Origin of the sequence: Bradyrhizobium sp. BLXBL-01 (assembly GCF_051853025.1) — a bacterium.
GTDB lineage: Bacteria > Pseudomonadota > Alphaproteobacteria > Rhizobiales > Xanthobacteraceae > Bradyrhizobium.
In genome coordinates, this window is record NZ_CP182471.1 from 6,544,959 (window position 1) to 6,571,865 (window position 26,907).

Sequence of the window (26,907 nt, forward strand, 5' to 3'; positions counted from 1 at the left end):
CCCGCGAGACTCAACCAGCGAGACGCGAGACGTTGCGAAACTCGCGCGGGCTTACGCCGGCATGGTCGCGGAAGAAGCGCGTGAAATGTGCCGGCTCCGGAAAGCCAAAACGCTCGCTGAGCTCGCCGAGCGGTGTGTCCTCGCGCATGACAGCATCGAGCGCGCGTTCCATGCGGACGACGTTGAGATAGATTTTTGGCGAGACACCGAGCGAGGTCTCGAACAGGCGGAAGAACTGCGCGCGCGAGAGCCCTGCGTCCTTCGCGAACTGATCGACGCCGCCATAGGAATCATGCACGCGCATCGCATCCATCGCGCGGCGGATGCGCCAGTCGCAGCTCACCGCGCTCATGCCGCGGATTGAGGTCGGAAAGCTGCGCCAGGGCGTGAAACGCTCGATCACCGCGATCATCAGGTCCGACAGCGTCTGCTCGTGGGTCCGCACCGCATTCGGATTCGCCATCATTTCAGCCGCCAGATGCAGCGTGAGCTGGCGGATGCGCGGCGACACCTCGCCCGACGGCCGCTCGAAAAAGCCCGGCGCGCCGCTCGCGGCCCAACCGGGGCGGAACTCCTTCAGCCATTCCGGCTCGATATAGAGCGCCATGATCAGGGTGCGCGGACGGTTGACGTCATGCACATAGGCATGCGGCTTCCAGCCGTCGACCAGCACAGCGGCGGTGTCCGTCAGCGGCGTGACCTGGTCGCCGACCATGAACTGCGTATCGGCCCCCTCGACCTTGAGCAGGACGTGGCAGTGATGATGGGCGTGGCGGACCAGCGAACGATCCATGTCGAGCAGAGCGACCCTGCCGAAAGCGCCATGAGCGATGCGCAGGGCCGTCGACATCAGTTCCTTCCTCCCGGCGTTGCACCGCAAAATGGCTGCCTTGTCGAGTGCGGCACTATAAGCAGCACCCACTTCATATTCCAAGCGCGCAAATGGATGCAAGCCGTTCACGCCCATAGCTCTGCAAGCAGTCCGCCGGGCTTGGATCGCCGCAACGCGGTGGCGAGATCGGCATCCTCGCCTTGACGCGGATGCGCTTGATCGCTTGATGCACGAAGCCGGCACGCCGCGACGTCACGGCGCGCTTCGAACGACCTCATCGGTTCGCGCAACGTCTGCCTGAAAGACCTTTCCTAACCAACGCTGGAGATCGTCCATCACCGTGTAAAAAGCAGGCACGTACATCAGACTGAGAAGGGTCGAGCTGAACAGTCCCCCGATCACGGCGATCGCCATAGGCGCCCTCCTCTCGGCATCCGCTCCCATGCCCAAAGCTATGGGCAGCATGCCGGCGCTCATCGCTATCGTGGTCATGACGATCGGCCGAGCTCGTTTCCGGGCCGCGTCCAACAAAGCCTGCGTGCGATCAAGGCCGCCATCGCGTCTGGCGACGATCGCGTACTCGACGAGAAGAATCGAGTTCTTCGCCGCAATTCCCATGAGCATGAGCAGCCCGATCATGACCGGCAGGGAGATCGACATCTGCGTCATCAGCAACGAGCCGAGAGCCCCTCCGACCGACAGCGGTAGCGCGGTGAGAATGGTTACCGGCTGAACGAACCCGTTGAAGAGCAGCGCGAGGACGACGAAGAGCAGAACGATGGCCGACCCGACCGCGAGCTTGAAGCCGTCGAACAGCTCCTGCATGCGTTCGGAATCGCCCGCAGGCTTGTAAAACACCCCTGCCGGCAGCCGCTTGATCGAAGGCATCCGGGCGACCAGGTCTTCCGCCTCGCCGACCGTCAAGCCACTTAATTCCGCTTCGACCGTCTCGCTTCTGGTGCGATCGGTCCGCTCGATCTGGAGCGGACCTGAGCCGAAGCTGATGTCGGCGACAGACGACAGAGGCACCGGCTTCTCGAAGGTCGGCACCTGCAGCATCGACAGGCCAGCCATGTCGGAGCGAGCAGCGTCGTTCAGCAAAATGCGAACCGGAATCTGCCGTGCGCCCAGGCTGAACTTCGACAGGTTCTGGTCGATATCGCCTACGGTGGCGATATTGACAGTCTTGGCGATCGCAGTCGTGGAAACTCCGAGGAGAGCGGCCTTGTCCGCCTTAGGCGTTATCTGGAGCTCAGGCTTGGCGAAACTGCTTGTGACTCTCGCGCGTTGGAATCCAGGAGTTGCGCGCATATCCTGGGCCAATCGGCGTGCCGCATCGGCAAGGGCTGCGGCATCATCGCTCAACAAGGACACCTGGATTTTCGCGCCGGAGGACCCGTCCTCGCCGAGGCGGATCCGGACGCCCGGAATGATCGACAGTTGACGGCCGATCGAGGCTTCGAACGCCTGTTGGGAGAGGGTTCGCTCGGCTCTCGGAACGAGATTGATCGTAACGGTCGATCTTCTGACCTCTCCCACCGAGGTCGACAGGTCTCCCGGGCCGGAAAGCGTCGAGGTCTCGGTTCCGACGGCGGCATAGACGGAAGCGACTTCTGGTCTCGCCCTCAGCAGGAACGCGACCCTTTGCGTGGCAGCGTCCGTTTCCTGCAACGTCGCACCCGGCGCCAACTCTACACTGAGGATCGTGCGGCTTCGATCGGCCGCTGGCATGAAGTCGGTCGGAAGGGACGGAATGAGAGATAAGGACGCGACGAAGACTATGACACCGGCGACGATGGTGATCCATCGATAGCGCAGCGTCCAGGTCAACACCAAGGCATAGTACCGCACCCACGCCGGCTCGGGATGCTCTTTTCCGGTCGTCTTCAGGAGAAAGGCCGCCATCAATGGCGTAAGCAGGCGAGCGACCACGAGAGAGAAGAAGACAGAACTGCAAACGGCGATCGAGAAAGCCTTGAAGAACTGCCCCGGAATGCCCGGCATCAGGCCGACCGGCGCGAAAACCACGATGATGGCGAACGTCGTCGCGACCACGGCCAGGCCAATCTCGTCGGCCGCATCGATGGCGGCCTCGTAAACGGTCTTTCCGGACTGCCGAATATGCCGGACGATGTTCTCGATTTCCACGATGGCGTCGTCGACAAGAATGCCGACGACCAGGGCAATCGCCAGAAGAGTGATGTTGTTCAGCGATTGGTTCAGCGCAAACATCACCGCGAAGGTCGGCATCAACGACAACGGTAGCGCAGCACTCGAGATCAAGGTCGCCCGAATATCCCGCAGGAAGATCCATACGACCAGAACTGCGAGCAACGCTCCCAACAGGAGCGCCTCGATGGCGGCGTCGTATCCCTCGATGACCGCATCGGTCGAGGACGTCACTTCTAGGATCCGAACGCCAGCGTGCGCAGCGCCGAATTCGGCCATCCGCCTCCTGACGGCTCGGGTCACTGCAAACTCTCCGGTCCCGACGGCGCGGTAGACGCTGAAGCCCACGACTTCCCGATCATTGAACCGAGACCTCTGTCGCGGTTCGGCCCATGAGCGCTCGACGGTTGCGATTTCGGACAGCTTGACGCTGCGGCCGTCGCTGAAGGCGAGGCGCATCTCCTTCAGGGCCGCGACGTCCGGAACGCTTCCCACGGTACGAATGACTTGCTCGGATCCACCGAGCGTCGCACGACCGCCGGGCTGAGTGATGTTGCGGTTTCTCACAAGATCGGAAACTTCCGCGGCGGTCAGTCCCAGAGCGAGCAATCGGTCGGGATCGAGCTTAACGGTGATTTCCGCATCGACACCGCCGGACCTGAGGATCTTGGAGACGCCGGGGACTGCGAGCGCGGATTTGGCGATGTCGTTGTCTATGAACCAGCTCAACGCGTCCGGAGCCATCATCGGAGCGTCGACGATGAACGTGAGGATCGCCTGTCCCGTCGCCTCGACGCGCCGGACCATGGGATCGAGCGTTGCTTGCGGGAGCTTCGAACGGATCGATACGACGGCATCCCGGACGTCGTTCGTCGCCCGATCGATATCGGTGCCGATCGCGAACTCGACCATGGTCATGGACAGGCCCTCGTTCACGATCGAACGAGTGCGATTGACGGTACCAAGTCCTGCGACGCCATCCTCGACGAATCGGGTGATTTGCGCCTCGATTTCAGTCGGCGCAGCTCCAGGCCAGGCAACGCTGACGGTCACCGTCGGAATGTCCATGTCGGGCATATTGTTGAGCCGGAGCTTCGAAAAGCCGACGGCCCCTGCAAGGGTGAGCAGCACGAACAGAATTATGGTCGCGACAGGATTGCGGATCGCCCAACCGGAGATGCCGTTCATCGCAGCGCGCCGCCTTTGACCGAGGCAGTCTTCACGTTCACGAAATCGCCGTCACTGAGGAGACCTGCACCATGGGTCACAATGCGATCTCCAGCCTCCAGTCCGCGCAGGACCTCCACGTCATCCAATTCCCTGGCGCCTAGACCGATCTCGACCAACGACACCAGACTGTCGCGTCCTATCTTGAAGACGTGCGCCTTCGCTTCGCGCCAGACCAGCGCCTTCAGGGGAACGGTCAACGCGAGTTTTCTTTCGGCCGAAATCTCGACCCGAGCGAACATCCCCGGCTTGAGTTTCGTTCCGTTTGGCAGCGCGACATGAACCGTACCCAAGCGCGTCTTCGGATCGACCACCGGCGAAACGAGGCGGACCGATCCATGCTCGGATTTCCCGCCGGGGCCGAGCACCATCACATGCTGCCCTGCGGCAGCAGCGAGCAGGTCGGTTTCGACCAGGCGGGCATCGACCTCGATGCGATCGTCCTGGATCAATCGGAACATCTCGACCCCGGCTTGGACCACCTGGCCGATCGCCACGGATCTCGAGGCGATCGTTCCCGCGGCGGGAGCGATGATGACCGTCTGACGTTGCCGTGCCTCTGCTTCGTCGAGTTGGGCACGAGCCGCTTCCAGCTTGGCCTCGGTCGTCTTGACGAGCGTCTCGCGCTGCTCGATGGCTTTGCGCGCTCATCACGCCCGAGGACACCGAATGCGCGCGCGCAGCATCCGATCTGGCAATGGCAAGGCTCGCTTCCAGTTCGTCGATCGCGGCTTTCTGCTTGGATATCGCCGCAGCCGTCAGATCCTGGCTGAGGCGCGCCAGTACCTGCCCCTTCGCAACGAGGTCGCCTTCGTCCACGGCGACCTCGATCACCGCCAGCCCACCCGCTTCAGAGCTGACCGGGATTTCACGCCACGCGACGACGTTGCCTGTCGCCGTGATCGTTCTGGTGACCTCCGATCTCTCGACCGATGCGGCCACGACGGTCATCGCGAATGAGAGACTTTCCGCATGGACGGTGGAATGGAAGACCAGAGACGTCATGAGCGCCATCGACCTCAGGCCGCGATGGATTCTTTTCATATCAGCACCCTTCTCCGCGCCCTGTCGATTCCCGAACGCCTCGCCAGCCATCACCTTCCTCGAACGGCCGACGACTGCTCGGGTAGGACGTGGGGTTTGCTCGCGTAGTACAATTTGTGTCGGATCGTCTCGGGCGGGTGCCAATTTGTGTCGAAATGTTGCTAGATGGGTGCCTTGGCGCCTTTCGTTACGAGTTCCGGCTTTTTTCGAGCCTGCTTGCCGGTAAAACCGTGCTTCCGAGCCACCGTGAAGGGCATCCATGAACGAACACACTCCTCAGATCCTGGTCGTCGACGACGATCCCGAAATTCGTAAGCTGCTTGCCCGCTACATCGAAAGCCAGTCGCTTCGCGTCGTCCTGGCATCGAGCTGCAACGAGATGCGCGAGCGCCTTGCGGCAGAACAGGTCGATCTCGTGGTTCTGGATGTGATGCTTCCGGACGGCTCCGGGCTCGACGCCTGCCGCGATTTGCGAGCGAAGCGGAACATGATTCCCGTTATCCTTCTGACGGCGCTCAAGGAGGATGTCGATCGCATCGTAGGTCTGGAAATGGGAGCCGACGATTATCTCGGCAAGCCGTTCAATCCGAGAGAACTGGTCGCCAGAATTCGCGCCGTCTTGCGGCGCCGCTCAGAAAGAAGTCTTCGATCTCAAGAAACGAGGAAGTACCGATTCGACGGCCTTACGGCCGATCCTCAGTTGCGCAGCGTAACCGATGCGCAGGGCAATGCCCTGGAACTGACCGGCGCGGAATTCGACCTGCTGCAGGTCTTCCTCGACAGACCGGGACGTGTGCTTTCGCGGGATCAACTCCTGGACCTTACGCGCGGCCGAGAGGGAGAGGTCTTCGATCGCTCCATCGATGTCCTCGTCAGCCGGTTGAGGCGCAAACTGGACACTTCCGGAATGCCGCCCCTCTTCAAGACAGTTCGCAACGGCGGTTATCAACTCGTCGCGAAGGTCGGGGTGCAGGACTTTCCGGCGTGAACACCCTGCGCGCCAAACTCGCCGTCCTTCTCACCGTCGTGATCATCTCGGTGGTCTGCATTCTGACCGGGATTCTCGTCTACCTGTTTGATCCGCCCAACGAACGGGAGGCAATCAGTCCACTCGTCGACCAAGTAGAGTTATTGACCCGAGTTGGGCAGGTCGCTCCCAAATTGGTCATCGTTCAACAGGCCGCTGCGGGCGGTGAAGTCGAAACCAATCTCACCACGTGGCTGCGCGCCGCGCTGACGGCCCGCGGGATCCCCCGCGACGTCATCGTGTCCCGCAAGGACGACCTTCCTCTCCTGTCCATTCCGGTTGATCAAGGATGGGTCGTCACGCAAATCCCTGACTTGCCTCCCGCGGGCGGCATCTTCCATCTCCTTTTGATTTGGCTTGCGCTGACCACGCTGGGCACGATGGCGGTCGCTCTCTTTTTCGCGAACCGGATGGTCAAACCCCTCGTACTTCTCGAACGCGCGATCGAGACCGTAGGCCCGGACGGTGTTCTTCCCGAACTGGCCGTGACAGGACCGGCGGAGGTACGGGTCGCAGCCAGAGCGCTGAATTCTCTGTCTTCCCGGCTGAAGGCGGCAATGGAAAGCCGAATGCGACTCGTCGCGGCAGCGGGCCATGACTTACGGACACCGATCACCCGTATGCGCCTGCGCGCCGAGTTCGTCGCGGATGAAGAAGACCGCCAAATGTGGCTCAAGGATATGGACGAGCTGGAAAGGATCGCGGACAGCGCAATACTTCTCGTGAGAGAGGACTCCGGCAAATCGGCACCCGAGCCGATCCGGCTGGACATTCTCGTTTCCGACCTCGTGGACGAGCTTCGAACGCTATCTTACGACATCACCCTGACCAGCTCTGCGGCGGCGACCGCGCTCGCGAATCGAACGGGCCTGAGCCGCGCCTTCAGGAATTTGCTCATAAATGCATCCACGCATGGTAAGCGGGCCCGGGTCGCCGTCCAAAGCAGCGCGAACGACGTCGTCGTTGTGATCGACGACGACGGTCCGGGGATTCCGCCCGATCTCATCGGGCAGGTTTTCGAGCCGTTCTTCCGCGTCGACCGGGCGCGCACGAAGCAGTTCGATGGTGCCGGACTCGGTTTGACGATCGCGAAAGAGATCGTTCAGCGCGCCGGAGGCAGCATCAAAATCCAGAATGGATCATTCCGGGGGCTGATTCAGACCGTGACGCTGCCGGTTGCGCAATCGCTTCCGGCGGAGCCACACTGACGGGTCCCCTTTCACCGCGACGGGACACACTTACCGGAGCTCCGCACTCTGACCGGCGGGGGGCGACGCCGAACTGGAGACGCGTCCCAGCGGCTTCGGGTTGTTCGTGATCCCCGGGGGTGCCTTCATCCACTGGTAGCCCTCGAAACCGGAACGATAGCCTTCGGTGTACAACGCTTGCATATATCCCTGCTCAAACGACGTCTCCCTCGTCGCTCGAAAGGTCGACGGAATTGCCGCAAGGTTGAAGTCGGTACCGTCGATCTCGGCCTTCGCATAGATGCGATAGAGGTCGCCGATGCTTTGATTCTTGATCAGGGTGGAGATCGACCTCAGAGAAATAGAGAAAATGCCCGGCTCTACGGCTTCCCATTCCGGGTTGATCTTTCCGTTTCGGATGATGAAGAGGCGTGCAGCGGCTCTCTTGGCTGGAACGTCGGTGCGAATGATCGTCGAAGGTCGCGGCACGAAAACCTGCTGAGTCACGCCCCCATCGACGTGCAGTTCCTCGTAGGTCCGATCTGCAACACTGACCTTGATGCGGACGGGAGGAAAGGCACCCGGCACAGAAGCGGAAGCCAGCAGGATCTTCCGGAAGAGGGGGAGGACTTGGGGATGATTGCTCATGGCTATGCGTCCCACATCCCATAGAACCGGACGCTGCGCGTCCAAATTCGTCGTTCCGATGAGCAATACTCGGCCCTTGCGCCGCTCCATCGCGATATCGCGGAGGAATTGATCATCGACATACTTTGCTATCAGACTCTCGAGCGGAGAGCTGTCGACCAGGCCCGATCCGAGCAATGGCGCTACGACGCCAGGATCGTAGATATCGCTGCGCTCGTACCTCGTGAACACCTCTTTCAATGCCGCATCTCTGGTCCGCCCCAGGTAGACGAACGGCGCAGTCAACGCGCCGGCACTGACCCCGGTGACCAGATCGAACTCAGGTCTCGTGCCCGCATCACCCCACCCGACCAAGAGACCTGCGCCGAAGGCACCGTTGTCGCCTCCGCCAGATATTGCGAGAATGTTGAGCTCATCCGGTCGTTGGCCGAGACGACCATGAGCGGCATTCGGCTTCCTCCGGATTTGTTTGATCGTAGACAGGGCGGCAAGCGCCTCAGGCGGAGCATCCCCCCATACCCGGACGTTCGGCATCCCGGCGAGTTCGGCCTCGTCGATGAGCCGTTTCGGAACCACATCGCGCGGGAACATGGAGGCGCATCCGCAAAGAAGGCCGGTCATCAGAAACAGCGCGGCCACGCGCATCGCCGATCTGGACGCATACATGACGGGGCCGTACTCGATGGCGCGGATGACCATCATCATGGCGCCCTTCGGGGTCGAGCCGCAAAGGCTGTGTCTGCCGATGCGGCCGTCCTTGATCGCCACTACTTTCGTGTCTCCACTGGACCATCATCGGTCCATTCAGGAGGAAGGCCCAGTTTGCCGCCGACGAGACCGGCGATCCCAGGAGCGCGGCCGTAGCTTTCGCACGCCGCATACTTGGGAGCGAGACCAATATTCGAACCGACCTTTTCCAAGGACGGGATCTCGATACTAAAGCCTTCGAAGGGACTTTCACCTTTATTGAGCATCTTGGCGAAATCGTCGCCGAAGTCCCGAGCGAGATCGTAAGCGTCACTGGCTTTCGATGCTCTCGGCGTGCTGAAAAAGGCGTTCGCCCCTCTTCCCCAGATCATGGCGGCTTGCTGTCGCCCCGTGGCGTCGACGGCCTCGGCTTCGATGGACAAGTCTCCGAGCCCAACCGGAATGCGGGGCACCGGAATCGGAACGGCCGTATCCACGAAGCTTGAACCGAGCTTCGCCGCGGCCGAGACGCCCGCGGCGACTTCATCAGTCGGCGTCGCACGCGTAATGGCCGCACGCACGGTCAAATCCGCCCGTTGATCGGGCGACACCACCCTGAATCTGTCGCTCAAATTGATGCACAAGGCGCGGCTTACCGTATTGGCGACAAGGATACGCTGTTCATGGGTTAGGGCAGGCGCAACGTGGGCAGGGAATGCCGTCGGTGCGATATTGATCGTCTTCGCCGCTGCTACCTGCTCTTTCTTCACCTGAAGACGGGACTTGGTGATCTTTCCGTCCGACTGCTTCAATCCCTCGTAAGAGGAGAGCCCGTTGCCCTGGACCAGGGCGGGGGTCGCGCAACCCGGCAACAGTGCAAGGACGAGCAGGGCCGAAGCGCAATATCCGAGCGGCCACCGGCGTTGATACGGAAACGACGGATATGAACCAGGATGGTTAAGACCGGCGGCGGAGCGCATTCAGACCCCCTTATTGTGAACCCTGCGCTCTTGATAAACGGGCTACATGGCTCGGAATCTGGCTGCGGATGACCTAATGTTGCTGGCCGACCGCCATTTGTGTCGAAAGATGTCCAGCCCGAATTGAGGACAGCCTTCGTTACAAATATTACCCTTCAGCCTGTTCCAACCGGACTAAACCGGCGCCCATGCACATTCCCCAAATCCTTGTCGTCGATGACGACTTAGAGATCCGCAAGCTCCTTGCTCGCTACATCAAGGAGCAGGGCTTCCGGGTTCAACTCGCGTCCCGCTGCGTGGAAGTACGTGAACGGATCGCCACGAATCAGATCGATCTGATCGTGCTGGACGTGATGCTGCCGGACGGGTCCGGACTCGATCTTTGTCGCGATCTCCGGTCCACGCGGTCGCGGATTCCGATCATCCTGCTCACTGCTCTGAAGGAAGACGTGGATCGGATCATCGGTCTGGAGATCGGCGCCGACGACTATCTCGGCAAACCGTTCAACCCGCGTGAGCTGATCGCCCGGATTCGTGCTGTGCTCCGACGCGGCGACGATGACCGCCCCTCTCACGGCCGGAAGGGGCGCTACCTCTTCGAAGGGTTCGTCGCCGATCCGTCCGCCCGGTCGGTGGTCGCTCCGCAAGGCGACTCGATCGATTTGACCGGGGCGGAGTTTGATCTTCTCTTGACGTTTCTCGACCGTCCCGGTCGCGTTCTGTCTCGCGACCAATTGCTCGATCTGACCCGCGGGCGCGATGGAGACGTCCTAGACCGCTCCATTGATGTGCTGATCAGTCGACTGCGGCGCAAACTTGCAGAGGGCGGCGCAAATCACATCTTCAAGACGGTGCGCAACGGCGGCTATCAGCTCGCGGCCACGGTCAGCTATCTGGACGAGCACTCCTAAGCCTGTTGCCGCTCAATCGGCTGTCGTCTGAATGCGAATGTCGGCGCTTTGTTCGCTTCATCGCGCATCACGCGTAAGATCGATGGAGACCTCGGACACCCAGGCTCCCGGCGACTCCATGACGAAGGATTGGCGGCTTCCTTTCGTACGAACGACGAGCAACGCTGTGATCTTGTCGCCCTCGATGCGGGCATCGATCACGCCATTCTGATTTTGCCCATAGACCTTGCCCCCGACGCGGTACTGGCTTTCGAACCAGTTTCCCGAAAGCTCCGAGCCGCTTTGTTCGATTGTAGCGCCCAGATCCATCTTGTACGCGTCGCTCGCGCAGCGCACATTCATCTTGACGGATTGACCTTCGTTCTTGGGAACGTAGTCGACCTTACAGCGGACCCGCTCCCGGGGCCCGTCCTTAGGCTTCATCCAACCACTGCCCGACCATGACCCGGCGACGCTATTGAAGCTCGCCTGCGCTGATGCAGGCGATGCGACGGCGACGGCCATCAGCACCGAAAAACCGAGGCTCCGTGACATCTTCAACCGGCACATGGGCAGGCTTTTCATTGCGCTTACCATTGCGAAAATCATCTGCCCTCCTTCTGGAACATTGATCGTCGCTCCAGGCTTCGATCCATTGGTCAGCTGCATACCGCGCACTGCAGCGCGAACATCAGGCCCTTCGACGCGGCAGACCCCGCTTTCCCGCTCTTGGAAAGCTGCCCGACGAACGTCCGATGTTGATGAAATCGAGCGCCGCCCTTCTCCTGACCCGCGCTCGTTATCCGGGCACCTGGATCCAAATTGGGCCGTGTGTGACTGAACGTTTCTGCGCGTCGGCATGTTGAGTCAAAAGATGTCAGAACGGCCGAGTTGTCGAACCGGGTGCGTCAGGCGACAGCTGCCTGGCATAGACTCTTGCTCGCCAATCCAGCAGGACCCCCGTCCTCCTGGCCGCGCGGATGCCACAGCGTGCGCGCAGGCTTGCGTCGAAGCGGCCTCGGCATCCGAGCCAGCCCCGCAGCATGCTCGCAGTCGCTTCGTTTGCTCGTCATGGGCTGGGCTTGGGCGAAGGCGTCGGTGAAGGGCTGGCCTCCGGCTTCACGACGGCGCCGTCACCATGAGGCACGCACGTTCCGACATTGCTCAACAAGCGCTTGGCTTGCGCCTCCCGGGCTTTGGAATAGTCGCGACGCCGCTCGATGTTCACTGCCGCCCACTTGTCCCAAGCCTCGAAAGCGTCAGCATAGTGCTTGCGCATCTGCTCTTCCGCCGAAAGGCAATCAGCGAACTTGTCAAACAGCAAGTCTGTGTTGACCGGCGTCACGCCGCCGACCAGAACCACCAGCATCCATTTCATCGCGGTTCACCGTACTTCCCGGATGCAAACAGCGAACCAAGCTCGCCGGTTCCGTGGGGCGGAGCATCAACATCACCTCGAAGGCGTCCGCAATAGTCCAGCGCGGTCGCGGAAAGGCGGGCGGCGCTGTAGGGCAGCCCCATCGAAGCAAGGGCTCCGTGCCCAATGCTCGCCGCTCGCCGATGGGCGCGCCCGGCAGGCCGAAACCTCATGGCTTCTGCAACACGGTCGAGAGCGCCGAACCGTCGTTCAAGATCGAGAAGATCTCCCGCGAGGACAGATGCTCTGCGGCCTCCTCGAAAGTCTCGCTGGCATCGATCTTGGCACGTCCGACCGCCAGGTTGGCGTCGACGGTGTCGGGCCTGGTGGGGCGAGGCGGCGGCAGCTGAGCGAGGTGGAAGGCCAGGAGCGCGGGGTCTTGGCGCAGCTCCAGCAACGCGGGGTTGCCCCCTGCGTCCGCCGACGCGCTCAGTTCGTTCGCCCGCCGCAGGACGGGAGGCGGCTCTCGCTCTTCGGGAGTGACAAACAATCTTCCGGAGACGGGCATGGCGGTCAGCGCGCCTATGGGAACGGCGAACAGCAATCCAACGATGACCGGCGACATCCAAAGCAGCAGGGGCAGCGAAACGGCGTAGGCGCTTGCGGCCATCGCGACGCCGCACATGGTTGGAATGCCGTACTTCCGATAGAGTTCGCGGCGCTCCACCGTACCGTCGTCGCGCCTTTGCGTCTGCCAGCCGGCATCGCGGCCGGCCAGAATCTCGACCACGGCGATCGACTGAAAGATCATCATCACCGGCGCCATCAGCGCGGAAACTATGATCTCTGCGAGAACTCCGGCCGAGGCTCGCAACGCGCCGCCGAACTGGCGTCTCATCGAGCCCCGCATCCAAACGAGGACGAGGCTGAGCAGCTTCGGCAACAGCAGCAGACCCATCGTGGCGACGAACACCCAGATGGCGAGCACGGGATCCTGGGCGGGCCACGTCGGAAACAACGAGAAACCCTTCGGAAAATACTCCGGCCGCACGAAGCGGGCCTGCAACGAGATCAGCATGCCCAGCAAGAGGAACAGCAGCCAGAGCGGTGCCGTCAGATATGCCCCTATCCCCACCATGAAATGCAGGCGCGACACCCAGTGGAGACCCCGCGCCGGCACGACAGCCAGATGCTGAAGATTGCCCTGGCACCAGCGTCGGTCGCGCGCTGCGAAATCGAGCAGCGAGGGCGGCACCTCTTCGTAGCTTCCGCCGAGCGTCGGCAGCATGTAGATGCCCCACCCCGCGCGCCGCATCAGCGCAGCTTCGACGAAATCGTGGCTCAGGATGTGCCCGCCGAATGGCTTGCGCCCGCGCAGCTGCGGCAGCGCGGCCGATTCCGCGAACGCCTTCACGCGGATGATCGCGTTGTGGCCCCAGTAATTGCCTTCGGAGCCGTGCCACCAGGCGACGCCGGCGGCGATCAACGGTCCGTACAGGCGGCCCGCGAATTGCTGGACCCGGCTGAACAGGCTGCGCGCGTTGACGACCATGGGGAGCGTCTGGACGAGCCCGGCGCTCGGATTGCTTTCCATGGCATGGACCAGTCGGACGATGGTCTGCCCGCTCATGAGACTGTCGGCATCGAGCACGATCATGAAATCGTACGCGCCGCCGAACCGCGTGATCCACTCGGAGATGTTCCCGGCTTTGCGCGCCGTATTCTCGCCTCGGTGTCGATAGTACAGCCGTGGCGTCCCCACCGCCTGTCGCAGCGCGAGGAGCGCTTTTTCTTCGGCGACCCAGATGTCCGGATCGGTGCTGTCGCTCAGAACGTACCAGTCGAACAGCTTTCCTTGCGAGGTCGTCTCCAGGGATTCGATGATCGCGCGGAGCCGCGCCGTCAATCGGTGCGGGTCTTCGTTGTAGGTGGGAAGCAGCATGGCGGTGCGGCTTGCGATCGCAGGCAGCTCCGCGTCCGGCGCGAAGGCGCCCGGACGATGGACGAGCAGCACGAAGAAGCCGGCCAGCGCGGAGGCGAACGAGAAGGCGACCCAGGCGAGCAGGACCAGGAAGAGCGCCAGCACCATGGCTTCAAGGACGGTGACGCCGCCGACCTGCAGCACGCGATACATCTCATATCCGCCGGCCGCCGTGAGCGCCGCCGTCGAGACGACGATGAGGCCGCGCCGCCAAGCCATCGCGGGAGCAACCGGCGCAGGAATGCGGTGGGCGACCTGGTTTTTTCCGAGATCGCCGGGAGCCATCGGAAGGGGGGACTCGCCCGGCAGCAGGCGCTGGGTCGCGATATCGCCGGCCATCGGCCGCGGTGCCGTGCTCAGGGCGCCCATCGGTAGACCCAGATTTCCGACAAGGGCTTGTCGCCTTGGGCCAGGAACGCCCGCAGCTCGATCGGCTCGCTTTTCACCTGGCACTGGAAGCTGAGCCGCCACCCACCTGTGTGGGGATTGGGCTGCGTGACGATGTTCTTCACTTCGGACTTCTCCGCCGTCACCACGCCTTTGACACCGGCAGGATCGATGCCCTTGAGGTTGTCGCCGAGCAGATCGAGTACGAACAGGCGCGCGTCCTCACCCCTCGCCCCGATCCCGCTTCGCGTGAATCTGGCGAGCGAATGCGGCTTCGGGCTATCCGGCCCCCAATGCAGCCGATAGGTGTAGTTGTGTTCGCCCTTGGCCTGCAGCGGGTTTTTCGGTCGCCAGAATGCGGCGATGTTGTCGTGGACCTCCTCCTTGGTCGGGATCTCGAACAGCACGACCCCGCCCTCGCCCCAATCCCCGATCGGCTCCATCCAGAGACTTGGGCGTTTTTCGAAGCTGGATTCGATGTCCTGGTAGGCGAAGAAGTTTCTCTCCCGCTGCATCAGCCCGAAGCCACGCGGATTGAGATCCTGGAAGGTGCTGATCTGGAGATCGCGGGGATTGCTGAGCGGCCGCCACAGGCTCTCGCCCTTCCCATTGAATATCCCAAGGCCATCGGAATCGTGGACTGAGGGGCGGAAATCGTCGATGTCGTTGCGGTCGTTCGGACCGTAAAAGAACATGCTGGTCATGGGCGCGAGACCGGCCCGCGGCATCTCGACGCGCGGGTAGACCGACATTTCGACGTCGAAGACCGTCGTCTCCCCGGGACGCACGGTGAACCGATAGCTCGCGGCGCAGCTCTTGCTGTCGAGCAGGGCATGAATCACCAACGAGGTCGCACCCGGCGCCGGCCGCTCGAGCCAGAACGTCTTGAAGAGCGGAAATTCCTCGCCCTTGGCTTCGCCCGTATCGATCGAGAGCCCCCTGGCAGAAAGGCCGTAGGTCTGCCCCTTGGCCACCGCGCGGAAGTAGCTCGCCCCCAGGAAAACGCAGACCTCGTCGTAATAGTCGGGACGGTTCATCGGCGCATGGATGCGGAAGCCTGCGAACCCGAGATCGATGTCCTCGAACGTCGGGACCTTCTCGCCGAAGGAGAAGTCCGCCTTGCGGTACTTGAGTTCGGACGCCTTTCCGTCCGCGACCTCGAAGATGTTCACCCTGTTCTTGTAAAAGAAGCCGCGGTGGAAGAACTGCGCCTCGAACGGAAGATTCTTGCCGCGCCAGAGCGCCCGCTCGGGCAAAAAGCGGATCGAACGATACTGATCGTAGTCCAGGTCCTTCAATCCACTCGGCAGCTTCTCGTCCGGCGCCTCGTACGGCTTGCTCGCCAACCTCCGCGCCAGGTCCCTCACGGTGGACGGCCCGAACATGTCATCCGAAGGGGCGGCCAGACTGCGTCGGGAAGCAAGCAGCAGCGCCGGCAGCGCTGCCGACCCTTGAACAAGCTGGCGTCGGTTCACGTACTCTCCTACTCGCTTGCAATTGCCGCGGCCAAGCAACGGCCGACGCGCCCACGAGTTCCAGCCGGCCCAGTTCCACCCTCGCACGCCGCTAGCGTGAGGTCGCCGGCTGATTGCGACACGGTTTCGCATCCTCGCGACGACTTTCGCCCGAGCTTTACTTCGTCACTCCACCCTCTGAAAGCCAGGAGGGCACAGGGAAGGCCCCTCAGGTCTCATTTCCCGGCAACGAAGTAAAAATCCTGCCGGCCCGAGACCGATCCGTAGCTGAACGGCTTTTGTGCACGATTGGTCGCCTCCATGACGTCGTCACGCACGACGTCGAACAGCCGGCGCACCTCGAGACCGGGCTTGCGCATATTGTCGACGAACGCCGTGGCGAACGGGCTGTTCCTGCCCACTCCGTCGAGCGCCATCTCTCCGTCCTTGGCGGCATACACCACCAGCGTGCCCGCCTCGGGCTCGATCGCCGCAAGGCCGCGCGACACCGAACGCGACGCGAGCGTCATGGTGCGCTTCATCTGGTTGGCGAACGGATTGTCGCGGCAGGCATCGAGGATGATGAGGCGCAGCCGCTTGGCGCGTTCCGCCGCGTTCAACACCTGGTCCAGCGCCACGGCTTCGAAGCTGACGTCGCGGTCGGAGGCGATCTTCGCGTCGATCGGGATCAGATAGTTGACGCCGCCGACCTCCATGCCGTGACCGGCGTAATATACCATCGCCCAGTCGGCGATTTCCGCCTGCCTTGCAAAGTCGCGCAGCGCCGCGGTCAACGCATCCTTGCGCAGATCGGTCAGCAGCGTGACGGAATCGAATCCGGTGAGCTTGAGCGTTTCGGCGACGAGCGCCGCATCGCGAGCCGGATTGGCGAGCGCTGCGACATTCTCATAAGCGGAGTTTCCGACCACGAGCGCGATGCGCCTGTCATTTCTACTTGACGGTCCCGGCAGCGCGATGACCGACGTGGTGGTGGCGGGAGGAACGGTCTTGATGGACGTATCGTCCAGCGCGGCGAGGCGTTCGCGTGCCTTGTCCATCGACCATTTCGCGCTGTCGTACTTCTGCGGGGCAGCCAGAGCTGCGTTGAAGTCGGCGCGGGCCTTTGCGACCTCGCCCAGCTTCTCGAACACCATTCCGCGGTTTACCAGCGCGCTCTGATGTTGCGGATCATTGCGCAGCGACTCGTTGAAATCGGCGAGGGCTTGATCGTACCTGCCCTGAAGGAGGTAGATGTCGCCGCGGTTGTTGTAGGCCAGCGTCGTCCTCGGCAAAAGCCGGATCGCCTCGCTGAAATCGGCCACGGCACGCTCGGACTGGCCGGTGTGCTGATAGGACAGTCCGCGATTGTTGAACGCATAACCGTAGGTCGGGTCAATGCGAATGACCTCGGAGTATTCGGCGATCGCCCGGGTGTGGTCGCCCTTGCCGGCATAGAGCCGCCCTCGATTGAAGTAGGCGAACTTGAACCTCGGATTGATGCGGATCGCTGCATTGTAATCCGAAAGCGCGCGCTCGGAATCACCTGCAGCGGCATAGGCCATGCCGCGGTCGTTCAAGGCGTTCAGATTGTTTGCATCGAGCCGGATCGAGGCGGTCAGGTCGGCGATGGCCCGATCCACCTCGTTCCGGCGAAGCAGGGCGGCGCCGCGATGCTGCCAGGCAAGCGCGTATTTCGGATCGATGCGGATGGCCTCGCTGAAATCGGAGATTGCGCGATCGTAGTCGCCCTTGTCGCCATATTCGGCACCGCGATTGTCGAACGCCAAGGCGTCGCGCCCGCCGCTCTTTGCGATCAGCCGCGAACACGCGGCGATGCGGTCCTCATGGCCGCGCTGCGCGCAGATTGTCCGGTCGTCTGCGACCGCAACATCAGCGGCGGCCAGAAAAGTGAAAAAAAAGAAACTGAAAACCAGTGCAATCCAATTCCGCATGGTCGCCACCCTGCTTCAGAGCCGGCAGTATAGACGGGGAAGGCGGCCATGCCTGTGATGGTGATCACAGAACCGGTCGCTTGCTTCCCGAGTGCGGCCTGCCACCACGCGCGTTTCATCGCAGACACGCCTTCGCAGCCCCGCGGCTGATTTCGCCCGAGCTTTGCCAGATGTTTCGTCCCTCTGAAAGCCAAGAGGGCACAGGGAAGGCCGGGTGCCGACATCGCACCCGCGGTCTGCTGCGCAAATGCACACGCAGAAAACCGCACAGCAGCATACAGGTGGTGCCGATCACTCGGCCTTCCCTGCGCGATGGTCGGACGGCTTATGCCGCGCTCTCCCGGGAGCCGAGTTCCTTCTGGCCTCCCTCGCGCTCACGGAATACACCGGCACCCGCGCCGGTTGACGCGAGATGCCGCCTCCGCAAGAGCTTGACCGTAGCAACGACGGCCAGGACCACACGGTTTTGCCGTACGCACGGCCCGCCATTTCGCCCGCAGTATTCCCCGCTCCGTCGACGAAGCCGGAAACTTACAGACGAGACGAACCTAGCAGCGCCGTTCGTCCGCGCGCGGCCACGAGCTCTCCGGGGACTACCCTCCCTGCCCGCACCTTTCGCGCCCGACGCTGCCGCGTCCACCGCAAGCCCGGCTCGCGATCAAGACGACGACGCGATCGCCCCTCAAGGATGAGCCGGGAGGGGCTGACACATACGATATTTCCGAAATTCGGTAAAGGGGAATATTTTTGTGGGGAGAGGTTGACGGGGTGCGAAACAGGACTGACAGCTCACGGCGAAAGCCGAAGCGGGGCCCCCTACCGTCATTGACACTCAATTCAATGCACCCATAAATTGCAGAACGAGACAATTGATTTGCATACGAGCCGGAGAGGCCGAGATGCATCGCAAGCAGATGCGCGCTTTGTTGAGAAGTCATCGATCGCAGCCATCGGCAACTCAGGCAAATCGATGGTCGGCAGCCGTACTAGCCAGCATAGTGACCTTTCTAATTACTGTGTTCGGCTTCGGCATTTCGGCATTTGGATTTTGGGCGAAGCTTCGTCAGACCGACGACCTGAGGGTCCTCATCACATCCTCCGCCCCCCTCATAACAACGGAAACCGACGGGGTTGGATTTACGCAGCCGATCAGCCTGACCTACATCAATTCAGGAAATCGGCAGGCTCGCATCAGCAACCTTGGGCTGGTCGCGCTCAAGTACAATGACACCAGGACACCGGCAGACGAGAGTTGCGACGCGGGCGAACCAGACACAAAAATTTATCCGCGGTTCGATTTTTCATCGATTGTAATAAAGCCAGGAGAAATTACGGACATTCGCGACCTCAAATATACCTTTGGGCTCCTGAGTAAACCACTCGGAGAACAGGGGATTGTATTCCCGAACATCCTTCGGCTCACAGCGAACGACTCCTTGCTGGTCTGCCTGCAGCAAAGAGTCGTCACTCCTGATAGCTATGTGGTGTCGTTGAGCAAGGCACTCTGGTTGCTGCGATCCCGCGACGGAGATTTCAAATTTCTGTTCGATCAGGGGAAGCCAATCGTGGTGAAGAAAACGATCACATACTTTGATTAGATCGTAGGATGGGTAGAGCGCAGCGAAACCCATCGAGATGTTTGCCAGGGGGAGACATGATGGGTTTCGCTGCGCTCTACCCATCCTACGGTCCGTCAGCCTGCGCAAGCTCGCTCGATTTCAGTCACGTAGGATATCCAGTCGAACGCGAAGGGCCCGACCTTCGACAGCTTGGTTTCGCTGTCATCTCCATTCTCGTACGCAAAGTCGGACCAACGCACGATACCGTCGCTCCGCGATACGATCGCGGTGATGGCTCCGCACGCGAGGTCTCCACATTCCGGACATACGTACAGAGCCACACGGTGTGCCCCGCCCAGCGGAACATCCGATGTCAAGAGTCGCTCGAGCCTGTCGTTGAGCCGAAGGGCAAGCTCGGGCTCTCGGTGAGGGACCGAAAGACAACCGGACAAATCGAAGCCGGCGGCGCCGGTGACGGCAAAGAGAGATCGCCCGTTAACGACGAAATCGAACGTGTACCGCTCCTTCTTCGCCGGGCTTGCGCAACCGCTCCGATGAAGCACTACAAGTTCAAGCTGGTCAGACATTTCCCATCACTCCGCGCCCGTTTGCGGATCAATGCAGCGCGCGCGACGCCGCCCGCCAGCAACCGGCATCCGAACTATGGGACCAGCATAACGCAACCCGCTAGCATCGGCCGAGTGCATTCGATCTTCTGAAAAAGCATCAGCTGCTTAGCTGGATTTTGGTAGCGGGGGAGCGCTACCGCCTACCCCCACACCGACCAAACCTACGATATCTTATCCAACCGCCCGCGTAAGACTTTTGCGGAGAGCTCCCACCGCGGGCGTCGACGCCTCAACTGCGTCGTCACTCCGGCTCAGACCGGATGATCCGTGAATGATGGCTGAATGGGCCTGCCGCCGAATACCCGATGTCGTGGTGTCGCCTTCACACGACGCGGACGAAGTTCCGCCAACGGTGCGAGGACACCCCCAAGCCGGCTGTGCGAGGATCTCCGCCCTGGTACGCTGCGTGGCATTCATAAATGACGACGCTTGAAAGGCCAGTAATGTACGCCAAAACGATCGAGCAGGCCCGTTTTCCCGCGAGCAAGGCGCGCCCTCGTGCGCGAAACGTCTCAAACTCAAGATGGAGCCGTTGACCTCGCATGAATGCCAAGACGATCGAGCAGAAATACCGCAGATGAAGGACCTTCTACGCTGATTATCGTCATGGGCACCATGCTAACGTAGCCCTGCTACTTGCTTGGGGCCAACATTGTCATCGCAGGAAATTTCTCCCCAGTCGACTGCTGCAGCCGATCGGGATCTAATCTTCCTTGTGATCGAGCGTCATCGCGAGCTGTTGGCACATTACGATGCGGCCCTGTCCGTATCGGCGAAACTCGATTCGGGACCCGAGTTTGATGCCGCCGACGAAATCAGCTGTCAAAGGAACCAAGCTCTCGCGGAGCATGGGAACGTGCTCATCCGTTCAACCCCAACCACGATCGCAGGCGTGATTGCTCTGACGCGTTACGTCGGCAGCCTACAAGAATGGGACCTTCCCGATGATGACGCGTGGTATCGGACTTTCTTGGAAGGGCTGGCAGACGCGATCGATGGAATCGCCATGGCGCAGCGGCTTGGGCAAGATGGCGATTAAAATGGCGCTCGCTTTCATCTTCCGCGGCATACTTTTCTGGGTGGCAATCGCTGCGCTTCTCTATTTCGTGTGGAAGTTGCCCTTCTGAAGTCTGACGATTGGGGGCTCGCCCGAGCTAGTATCGAGGCAATGAGGAGGGGCGGCTCTTGAACCACGGTACTCGCCGGATCCCTGGAAGATGGATGCGATTTCAGTTTCGTGGCCTTGCCCGAAGCTGATCCGTCTTAGAATCGTCGACCACGACGCCTTTGCCAGCGCTGCGCGGCAGGCGCGCCTGCTCCACTGCTGCAGAAGGGGCATCGCTTGAGAAAGATCAAGAGAACTGCGCCCAAGTGAGGCAGCAATGTGCCAACCCGTGCCCACAGCCTAACGAATAGCTGCACGGTCGTTCCGCTAACAGCGCTTAAGTGCCCGAGAAAGCATCCGTTTCCTGGAAATTGGGATGCTTCCGGGCATTACGGAACAAACGACCGCAGGAGCCGCTGTGGACCAGCCCTACCGCCGGTGCCACGACGTTCCGCACCATGGTTCCAGTAGACAAAGACGCCAGGCAAGCCGCAGGCGAAGTGAACTTAGCAACCCGCAATCGCGCATTGCCCAATCGGACCGCTCTGGCGATCTTTACTGGCGCAGAGGCTTGCGAGACGCCATCCTGGTCTCCCAGCAGGCCACAAGCCGAACATATGGTGCGGACATGGAATTTACATCGCGGTCCACGCCCATGGGCCGATTGAATTCTTCGAGGATCTCAATCGCCCGCTTCAGATCGTGACGCGACTGACGAATCCCCATGAGACGTGACGTGCGACGCCGTGGGCGGTCAGCGATGCTCCGGCGGATTTCATCGCGATCACCATGATGGAAGGCAAGCGCAAGATGAGCCACCGCCCGTGCCTGATCGCATTGGTTTCTCCACCGGCCTAGGCGAGCAAACTGACACAGGACCAGGAAATTGCAGCTTTTATCCTACTTCAGGACCGAGACGATAATGTGCATAACTGCCGCCGCGATCTTACATCTGCAACTCTCACGGGCTCCAGCGGCATTACGGGAGATTACCTCGGGTCCTCAATTAACTCGCGAATTCGCCAATGGAACAGTCAGCTTGAGCTTACTAAAGTATGTGGAGAGTTGTCGGTATTCCGACAGAGCCCAAATCCCGTGTCAGGTCGAGTACAGCGGGTAGTAAGCGAACTCTCCAAAAGCCCATTCGGCGTAATGGCTTGCCCAGCGCCGCCTGGTATGGCCATTGCCTAAAACGATCTATCAAGAAACAGAGCCACAAAGCAGCAAATAGTCAGCTTTCCACCCGCATTTCATCCTTGAGGAACGGTCAGCTGATTCACATCGCGGACATACCCGCTATGACCATCCGAGACATGTAGACCAGCAAATACTCTCGAACAGGTTGATATGGCACGATGACGTTCGATGACTCGCGGCAAATACCACGATTCGTTCAGTGCCTATTGTCGAGGACATGTTGGTCTTTCTGGCACGATGCTTGCTGCAGATCATTCGCTCCAAAGGGGGTGCGGGAGACCTGCCAGGGCCTGGAAAAGCGAGATCAGCGCAATGACTTTGATCGGTGGCGTCATTCCGAGCGCGGATATTGTGAAACGTGCAGCGCGCATCGGTGCCGAAGTCAAAAATATCAAGCTATCAGGCGATCTACCGGATCACGCGATAGCTGCGATCAACAGCTTATTGCTAGAGCACAAGGTGATCTTCTTCCGCAATCAAGGACATCTCAATGACGCCGAGCAGGAGCGCTTTTCCGCTCGTCTGGGAAAGCTAGTGCCACATCCGATACTCGGCGCTACCAAGGGGGCGTCGCTCCTCGAACTGGATTCCACTCGCGGTGGCGGTCGCGCCGACGTTTGGCATGCGGATGGGACCTTTGCCGACGCCTATCCCAGGATCTTGGTCCTGCGGGCCGTGGTAATGCCACCGTTCGGAGGCGACACCGTGTGGTCTAACACAGCTGCCGCTTATCTTGGTTTGCCGTCGCCCCTACAACGGCTCGCCGAGGGCCTATGGGCCGTTCACAGCAACGTTTTTGATTACGCTGGGATCGCGCGTCTCCGCGAGGTCGACAAGAAGCACTTTGACGAGGTGTTCACCAAAGCCGTTTTTGAGACGGAGCATCCCGTCGTACGCGTCCACCCCGAAACAGGCGAGCGGACGCTAGTGCTCGGCGCCTTGGTGAAGCAGTTTGTTGATGTCCCCAAATACGACGGACAAAAGCTGTTCGACCTATTTCAGTCTCACATCACCGCGCCCGAAAACACTGTGCGCTGGAACTGGTTAGAGGGGGATATTGCGATATGGGATAACCGCGCAACGCAGCATTATGCGGTCAACGATTACGGGAACCAGCATCGCGTCGTACGTCGGGCCACGATCGAGGGTGAGGTGCCTGTCAGCGTCGATGGCCGGAGCAGTGTAACGCGCCTGAAGGTGACCGAATGACTGCACGACGACGCCCAGCGCTCTCGCGTCTGAAAATCGAGAAAATCTGGCAATCGGACTTGTTTAAGGTAAACGCGAAAACACACTTTCGGACGCGATATCTCAGCTCTTAAGGCCAACTCGGCAGCGCCTAGCTTGATGCATGCAAGCTGTTTAGCGTCGACCGACGGCTTCGAGGAAACTGGAGCATCACTGTCCTTCGCCAGCGGCTTCACGTTTCAGCTTAGAAAATCCTCGATCAGTGGCCATAAAGCGCGCCAACATGGGGGCGATGAGTTTAGTCGGATCGACCACTTGACCACCCTGACGCGTAAGCGCTTCTGCATATGCAATGAGATCACGATGCACCGCCGCAGGCAGCTCCGCACTTACTTTGACCGGCTTGTCGTCTGGAAGTTCTCCTATTTTTAGTTTTGGCATTTTGTTACCCTTTATAGGGTGTAAGTATGAGGTCATGATTGACAAGAACACGAACCGGGACGCCAGGTCGCACGGTTAGAGTGGGCTGGACGCTGAGACTGCGGCGAACCACCTGCTGCCCCGTCTGGTTTAGTGAGTCCGACGCGCCGTGTCGCAATGCCTGGATGATTGCACTGTCGTTGCTATTGGTGTCCGAGCCGGCGCCCAGTTCGGTCCCGATCGCCAGAAACGTCGATAGTGCCGCAGCCTTGAACAACTCGCCCCAGTGATTGTCGACCTGATCTTCGAGACCTGCGTATCCGGCAGTGTCAGCGCCAGGCTGCCGCTCGAGAACGATCGACCGTCCATTCGGCATGATCAGCCGTGTCCAGACGAGCAGGACGCGGGACTGGCCGAAAGTGACCTGGCTATCGTATACCCCGATCAGGCGCGCGCCCTGCGGTACCAACAAGAACCGACCGGTGGGCGTATCGTATACGTTTTCCGTCACCTGCGCGGTGATTTGGCCTGGAAGATCTGATCTAATCCCTGTGATCAGCGCTCCCGGAATCACCGTCCCGGCCTGCACGATATATGGTGTGGCGGGCCTGGTGACGCGGTCAGGGCTGACCGTACGACGGTCCACGGAGGCGTTCACGAAGGCAAGCTTTCGGTCCTGACCGCTTTGTGCAGATGCGTCATCCCCGGTCACCGCTGGATTCGATGGCACGACGCGATCGCTTCCAACAAGCGGCGCGGTGGGCGGACGTACTTCACGTCCGTTCGTCGAAGCGAATAGATGACTGATGCGGGCTGCCTCGGTCTCTTGATCCCGGCGCTGCTGGTCCGGATAAGCGCCAATCGCCGGCGACTGGCCTTGAGCGGCAAGGATCGGTCTACCGAGGTCCCCGGGGAGCGGCGGACCAAGCTGCGGGATTGGCTGGCGCGGAACGCCAGCATAATCCTTCGGCAGGGTCGTAATACCGTCGGCAACATTGTGGTGGTCTGTGCTATAAAGCTCCTCCGCCGCCTGATTTCGGGAGCGATTATGCTGCAGCGACCACAACACAGCCCCACCGATGACAAGCAGGACGACCGCGCTCCCGCCGGCCAAGAGCTTCCGCGACAACCGCGTCACGCGCGGATGCTCTGCTCTCAAGCGGAAGCTTTCTGACCGCTCCACTTGTGTCTCCGGTGGAACTGTTTTCTCGTGATCGTTTCCATTGCGGGTGTTCATGACGACGGCCTCCCGTCGGTCCGGACAATACGGACCTTCTGCTGGTGCTCACCGCCGAGCCGGAGTTCGGCGGCTGCAAACAGCCGATCGACGATCAATACGTTACCGTAGGCGCGATAATTGACGAGCTCGGTCTTGCCCTCCGGGCCGATGACAAAGAGCGGTGGCATCTCGCCCTGCACGATGCCTTGCGGGAATTGGACATAGACCTTGCGGCCATCGTCATATGCGGCGATCGGCCGCCAGGGTGGACTGTCCCCTTCGATGACATAGCGGGAGATGCGCCGCGCCGGCTCCGGAAGAACGGGTTTCAGAGCAACTGAACGCGACTGCTCGCGCACTGCTTCCGGATAGTACCAGGCAACGGATGGCATATATGGCCGCTCGCGGGAGCGCAGTTCGATCAGGTAGGTCCGCCGATCGGTATTGACGACCAGGTTAGTCTCGATCGAAGCTCGGGTCGGCTTGACCAGGATATGGACGCGCCGTGTGTCGCCGCTCCCGCTCTCGGTATCGCCCACGACCCAGCGTACGGTATCTCCGGCCGCGATCGGCCCTGATCCCGTCAACTGTTCTCCCTCCTCTAGCGCGATATCCGTGATCTGCCCCGGTGCGGCGTAAATTTGATAAAGCGCCCCGGGACTGTAGGCGTAGATTTGCGCCGCGTTGAAATACCCTCGCTTGCGCGGCTCGACCCGGGCTGCGCTGTTTGCGGTCTCAACCCGGTTCACGGGTTCAGCGTCTTCCTTCCCTCCCGATTTGCCGCCGAGAGCCGGCTTCCAGAGGGGCGGAACGTGAAGTGGTCGCGGTCTGTCGTCGAGAGCCACGGGCGTTGCCGGCAGCGGAGGAACTTCAGCGTCATAGCTGATCTCTGGCGGAAAGTAGGTCGCGCACCCACCCAGCGCCGACGAGCAAAGCAAGAGAGCGGACAGCAATGCTCGCTTCGAGCTCACGAACTTGGGCCAAGCCGAATCGATCCTGCTTTGCTGGAAGCAACGTTTCGAATGAACGTCTGACGGCGTCTTGGTCACTGATTCAACTCCTTTGACCAGTTGATGGCGCGGACGTAAACGCCAAGCGGATTCTTGCGCAGGCGTTCGGCGTCGCGGGGCGTTTCGATCACGATCGAGAGAATTGCAGTCCAGCGCTCAGTTGAGCTCAACGAACCGTTGTCGTAGGTGCGCTGCGTCCACGCGACGCGAAAGCTCTCCGAAGAGGCGCGAATGACGCTCGATACGTCGACGGAGATCTGGGCCTTGCCCAACTTGGCAAAGGGATCGTTGTTGCGTGCGTAGTCATTGAGCGCAGCGGCGCCGCGATCGGTTGTAAAATCATAGGCCCGGAGCCAGTTTTGGCGCAGAACTATGCCGTCGGCCGGCAGGCCTCTGACGTCCTCAATGAAGCGCGCCAGATGGTACGCGATCTGAGCGTCTGTAGGCTGATAGTCGATGTTGGCGGGCGCAACTCTTTGGGCTTGGCCGAGATGATCGACTTCGACCACCCAGGGCGTGATCGAGCCTTGGCTCGATTGCCAGACAAGGCTGCCGGCGAGACCGGCTGATAGCACCAAGCAGCTGAACGCCATCAGACGCCAGTTCTTGGCTTGCACGCGGGCAGATCCAATGCGTTCGTCCCAAACTTGGGCTGCCTTTTGATAGGGTGTAATCGGCTCGGGCATGCGCCCGTAGTGAACTGATGGTCGTTTGAACATCGATGGTTGCCCCTGATATCGAGTGATCGGTTTCAAGTT

The 26,907-nt window shown here is 61.0% G+C and carries 23 protein-coding genes; 8 read left to right on the forward strand and 15 right to left on the reverse strand.

Going from position 1 to position 26,907, the window contains the following annotated elements; genetic code table 11:
* Positions 1-10 precede the first annotated feature (10 nt).
* The 3 genes from ACNJYA_RS30410 to ACNJYA_RS30420 form a co-directional block, all read right to left on the reverse strand.
* A complete protein-coding gene (locus tag ACNJYA_RS30410; RefSeq protein ID WP_439401196.1) occupies positions 11-850 on the reverse strand; it encodes a helix-turn-helix transcriptional regulator in 840 nt (279 codons plus the stop codon).
* Between the two features lie 234 nt (positions 851-1,084).
* Complete coding sequence (locus ACNJYA_RS30415) at positions 1,085-4,189, reverse strand: efflux RND transporter permease subunit (protein ID WP_439401197.1); 3,105 nt, start codon at positions 4,187-4,189, stop codon at positions 1,085-1,087.
* Positions 4,186-4,863: an efflux RND transporter periplasmic adaptor subunit gene (locus ACNJYA_RS30420; RefSeq protein WP_439403490.1), complete on the reverse strand. Its 678-nt coding sequence runs from the start codon at positions 4,861-4,863 to the stop codon at positions 4,186-4,188. Before ACNJYA_RS30420 ends, ACNJYA_RS30415 begins: the two co-directional genes overlap by 4 nt.
* A 34-nt stretch (positions 4,864-4,897) precedes the next feature.
* Between ACNJYA_RS30420 and ACNJYA_RS30425 the strand changes: the two genes are divergently transcribed.
* From ACNJYA_RS30425 to ACNJYA_RS30435, 3 genes are all read left to right on the forward strand, one after another.
* On the forward strand, positions 4,898-5,188 hold the full coding sequence (locus tag ACNJYA_RS30425) for a hypothetical protein (protein WP_439401198.1): 291 nt from the start codon (positions 4,898-4,900) through the stop codon (positions 5,186-5,188).
* 343 nt (positions 5,189-5,531) lie between these two features.
* Positions 5,532-6,260 (forward strand): response regulator, encoded by a 729-nt coding sequence (locus ACNJYA_RS30430; protein ID WP_260382411.1) that lies wholly within the window; start codon positions 5,532-5,534, stop codon positions 6,258-6,260.
* Positions 6,257-7,507: an ATP-binding protein gene (locus ACNJYA_RS30435; RefSeq protein WP_439401199.1), complete on the forward strand. Its 1,251-nt coding sequence runs from the start codon at positions 6,257-6,259 to the stop codon at positions 7,505-7,507. The genes ACNJYA_RS30430 and ACNJYA_RS30435 overlap by 4 nt, the downstream gene beginning before the upstream one ends.
* Before the next feature lie 30 nt (positions 7,508-7,537).
* Here ACNJYA_RS30435 and ACNJYA_RS30440 read toward each other — a convergent pair whose 3' ends face one another.
* Together ACNJYA_RS30440 and ACNJYA_RS30445 are read right to left on the reverse strand one after the other, a co-directional pair.
* Positions 7,538-8,902 carry a patatin-like phospholipase family protein gene (locus tag ACNJYA_RS30440; protein WP_439401200.1) on the reverse strand — a complete coding sequence of 455 codons (1,365 nt, stop codon included), beginning with the start codon at positions 8,900-8,902 and terminating at the stop codon, positions 7,538-7,540.
* A complete protein-coding gene (locus ACNJYA_RS30445; RefSeq protein ID WP_212254356.1) occupies positions 8,902-9,801 on the reverse strand; it encodes a DUF3313 domain-containing protein in 900 nt (299 codons plus the stop codon). The genes ACNJYA_RS30440 and ACNJYA_RS30445 overlap by 1 nt, the downstream gene beginning before the upstream one ends.
* Before the next feature lie 188 nt (positions 9,802-9,989).
* On the opposite strand from ACNJYA_RS30445, the gene ACNJYA_RS30450 reads away from it, so the two are divergent.
* Complete coding sequence (locus ACNJYA_RS30450; RefSeq protein ID WP_212254355.1) at positions 9,990-10,712, forward strand: response regulator transcription factor; 723 nt, start codon at positions 9,990-9,992, stop codon at positions 10,710-10,712.
* Between the two features lie 57 nt (positions 10,713-10,769).
* Here the strand turns inward: ACNJYA_RS30450 and ACNJYA_RS30455 are convergent, their stop codons facing one another.
* The 5 genes from ACNJYA_RS30455 to ACNJYA_RS30475 all read right to left on the reverse strand — a co-directional run bounded on the left by ACNJYA_RS30455 (position 10,770) and on the right by ACNJYA_RS30475 (position 17,657).
* Positions 10,770-11,360: a hypothetical protein gene (locus ACNJYA_RS30455; protein WP_246570590.1), complete on the reverse strand. Its 591-nt coding sequence runs from the start codon at positions 11,358-11,360 to the stop codon at positions 10,770-10,772.
* A 400-nt stretch (positions 11,361-11,760) separates the two neighbouring features.
* Positions 11,761-12,069: a hypothetical protein gene (locus ACNJYA_RS30460; RefSeq protein ID WP_212254354.1), complete on the reverse strand. Its 309-nt coding sequence runs from the start codon at positions 12,067-12,069 to the stop codon at positions 11,761-11,763.
* A 208-nt stretch (positions 12,070-12,277) separates the two neighbouring features.
* Positions 12,278-14,398 (reverse strand): glucans biosynthesis glucosyltransferase MdoH, encoded by a 2,121-nt coding sequence (gene mdoH, locus ACNJYA_RS30465; protein ID WP_212254886.1) that lies wholly within the window; start codon positions 14,396-14,398, stop codon positions 12,278-12,280.
* A complete protein-coding gene (locus ACNJYA_RS30470; protein ID WP_439364186.1) occupies positions 14,386-15,891 on the reverse strand; it encodes a glucan biosynthesis protein G in 1,506 nt (501 codons plus the stop codon). The genes mdoH and ACNJYA_RS30470 overlap by 13 nt, the downstream gene beginning before the upstream one ends.
* 215 nt (positions 15,892-16,106) lie before the next feature.
* Positions 16,107-17,657 (reverse strand): tetratricopeptide repeat protein, encoded by a 1,551-nt coding sequence (locus ACNJYA_RS30475; RefSeq protein WP_439364187.1) that lies wholly within the window; start codon positions 17,655-17,657, stop codon positions 16,107-16,109.
* A gap of 57 nt (positions 17,658-17,714) precedes the next feature.
* Between ACNJYA_RS30475 and ACNJYA_RS30480 the strand changes: the two genes are divergently transcribed.
* Together ACNJYA_RS30480 and ACNJYA_RS30485 are read left to right on the forward strand one after the other, a co-directional pair.
* Positions 17,715-17,855 (forward strand): hypothetical protein, encoded by a 141-nt coding sequence (locus ACNJYA_RS30480; protein ID WP_439364188.1) that lies wholly within the window; start codon positions 17,715-17,717, stop codon positions 17,853-17,855.
* A gap of 866 nt (positions 17,856-18,721) precedes the next feature.
* Entirely contained in the window at positions 18,722-19,420 is a 699-nt protein-coding gene (locus ACNJYA_RS30485; protein ID WP_439364189.1) for a hypothetical protein, read from the forward strand.
* Between the two features lie 95 nt (positions 19,421-19,515).
* Here the strand turns inward: ACNJYA_RS30485 and ACNJYA_RS30490 are convergent, their stop codons facing one another.
* On the reverse strand, positions 19,516-19,968 hold the full coding sequence (locus ACNJYA_RS30490) for a hypothetical protein (protein WP_439364190.1): 453 nt from the start codon (positions 19,966-19,968) through the stop codon (positions 19,516-19,518).
* Between the two features lie 694 nt (positions 19,969-20,662).
* On the opposite strand from ACNJYA_RS30490, the gene ACNJYA_RS30495 reads away from it, so the two are divergent.
* Both ACNJYA_RS30495 and ACNJYA_RS30500 read left to right on the forward strand, forming a co-directional pair.
* Complete coding sequence (locus tag ACNJYA_RS30495) at positions 20,663-21,049, forward strand: hypothetical protein (protein WP_439401201.1); 387 nt, start codon at positions 20,663-20,665, stop codon at positions 21,047-21,049.
* A gap of 1,566 nt (positions 21,050-22,615) precedes the next feature.
* Positions 22,616-23,521 (forward strand): TauD/TfdA dioxygenase family protein, encoded by a 906-nt coding sequence (locus ACNJYA_RS30500; protein ID WP_439403491.1) that lies wholly within the window; start codon positions 22,616-22,618, stop codon positions 23,519-23,521.
* 189 nt (positions 23,522-23,710) lie between these two features.
* Here ACNJYA_RS30500 and ACNJYA_RS30505 read toward each other — a convergent pair whose 3' ends face one another.
* Genes ACNJYA_RS30505 through trbF form a run of 4 tightly spaced genes read right to left on the reverse strand, consistent with a single transcriptional unit; the run spans position 23,711 to position 26,868 of the window.
* Complete coding sequence (locus tag ACNJYA_RS30505) at positions 23,711-23,941, reverse strand: DUF2274 domain-containing protein (RefSeq protein ID WP_036030461.1); 231 nt, start codon at positions 23,939-23,941, stop codon at positions 23,711-23,713.
* A gap of 4 nt (positions 23,942-23,945) precedes the next feature.
* Entirely contained in the window at positions 23,946-25,157 is a 1,212-nt protein-coding gene (locus ACNJYA_RS30510; RefSeq protein WP_439401202.1) for a TrbI/VirB10 family protein, read from the reverse strand.
* Positions 25,154-26,188 carry a P-type conjugative transfer protein TrbG gene (gene trbG / locus ACNJYA_RS30515; protein WP_439401203.1) on the reverse strand — a complete coding sequence of 345 codons (1,035 nt, stop codon included), beginning with the start codon at positions 26,186-26,188 and terminating at the stop codon, positions 25,154-25,156. Before trbG ends, ACNJYA_RS30510 begins: the two co-directional genes overlap by 4 nt.
* Positions 26,185-26,868 carry a conjugal transfer protein TrbF gene (gene trbF / locus ACNJYA_RS30520; protein ID WP_439401204.1) on the reverse strand — a complete coding sequence of 228 codons (684 nt, stop codon included), beginning with the start codon at positions 26,866-26,868 and terminating at the stop codon, positions 26,185-26,187. The genes trbG and trbF overlap by 4 nt, the downstream gene beginning before the upstream one ends.
* Positions 26,869-26,907: the final 39 nt, after the last annotated feature.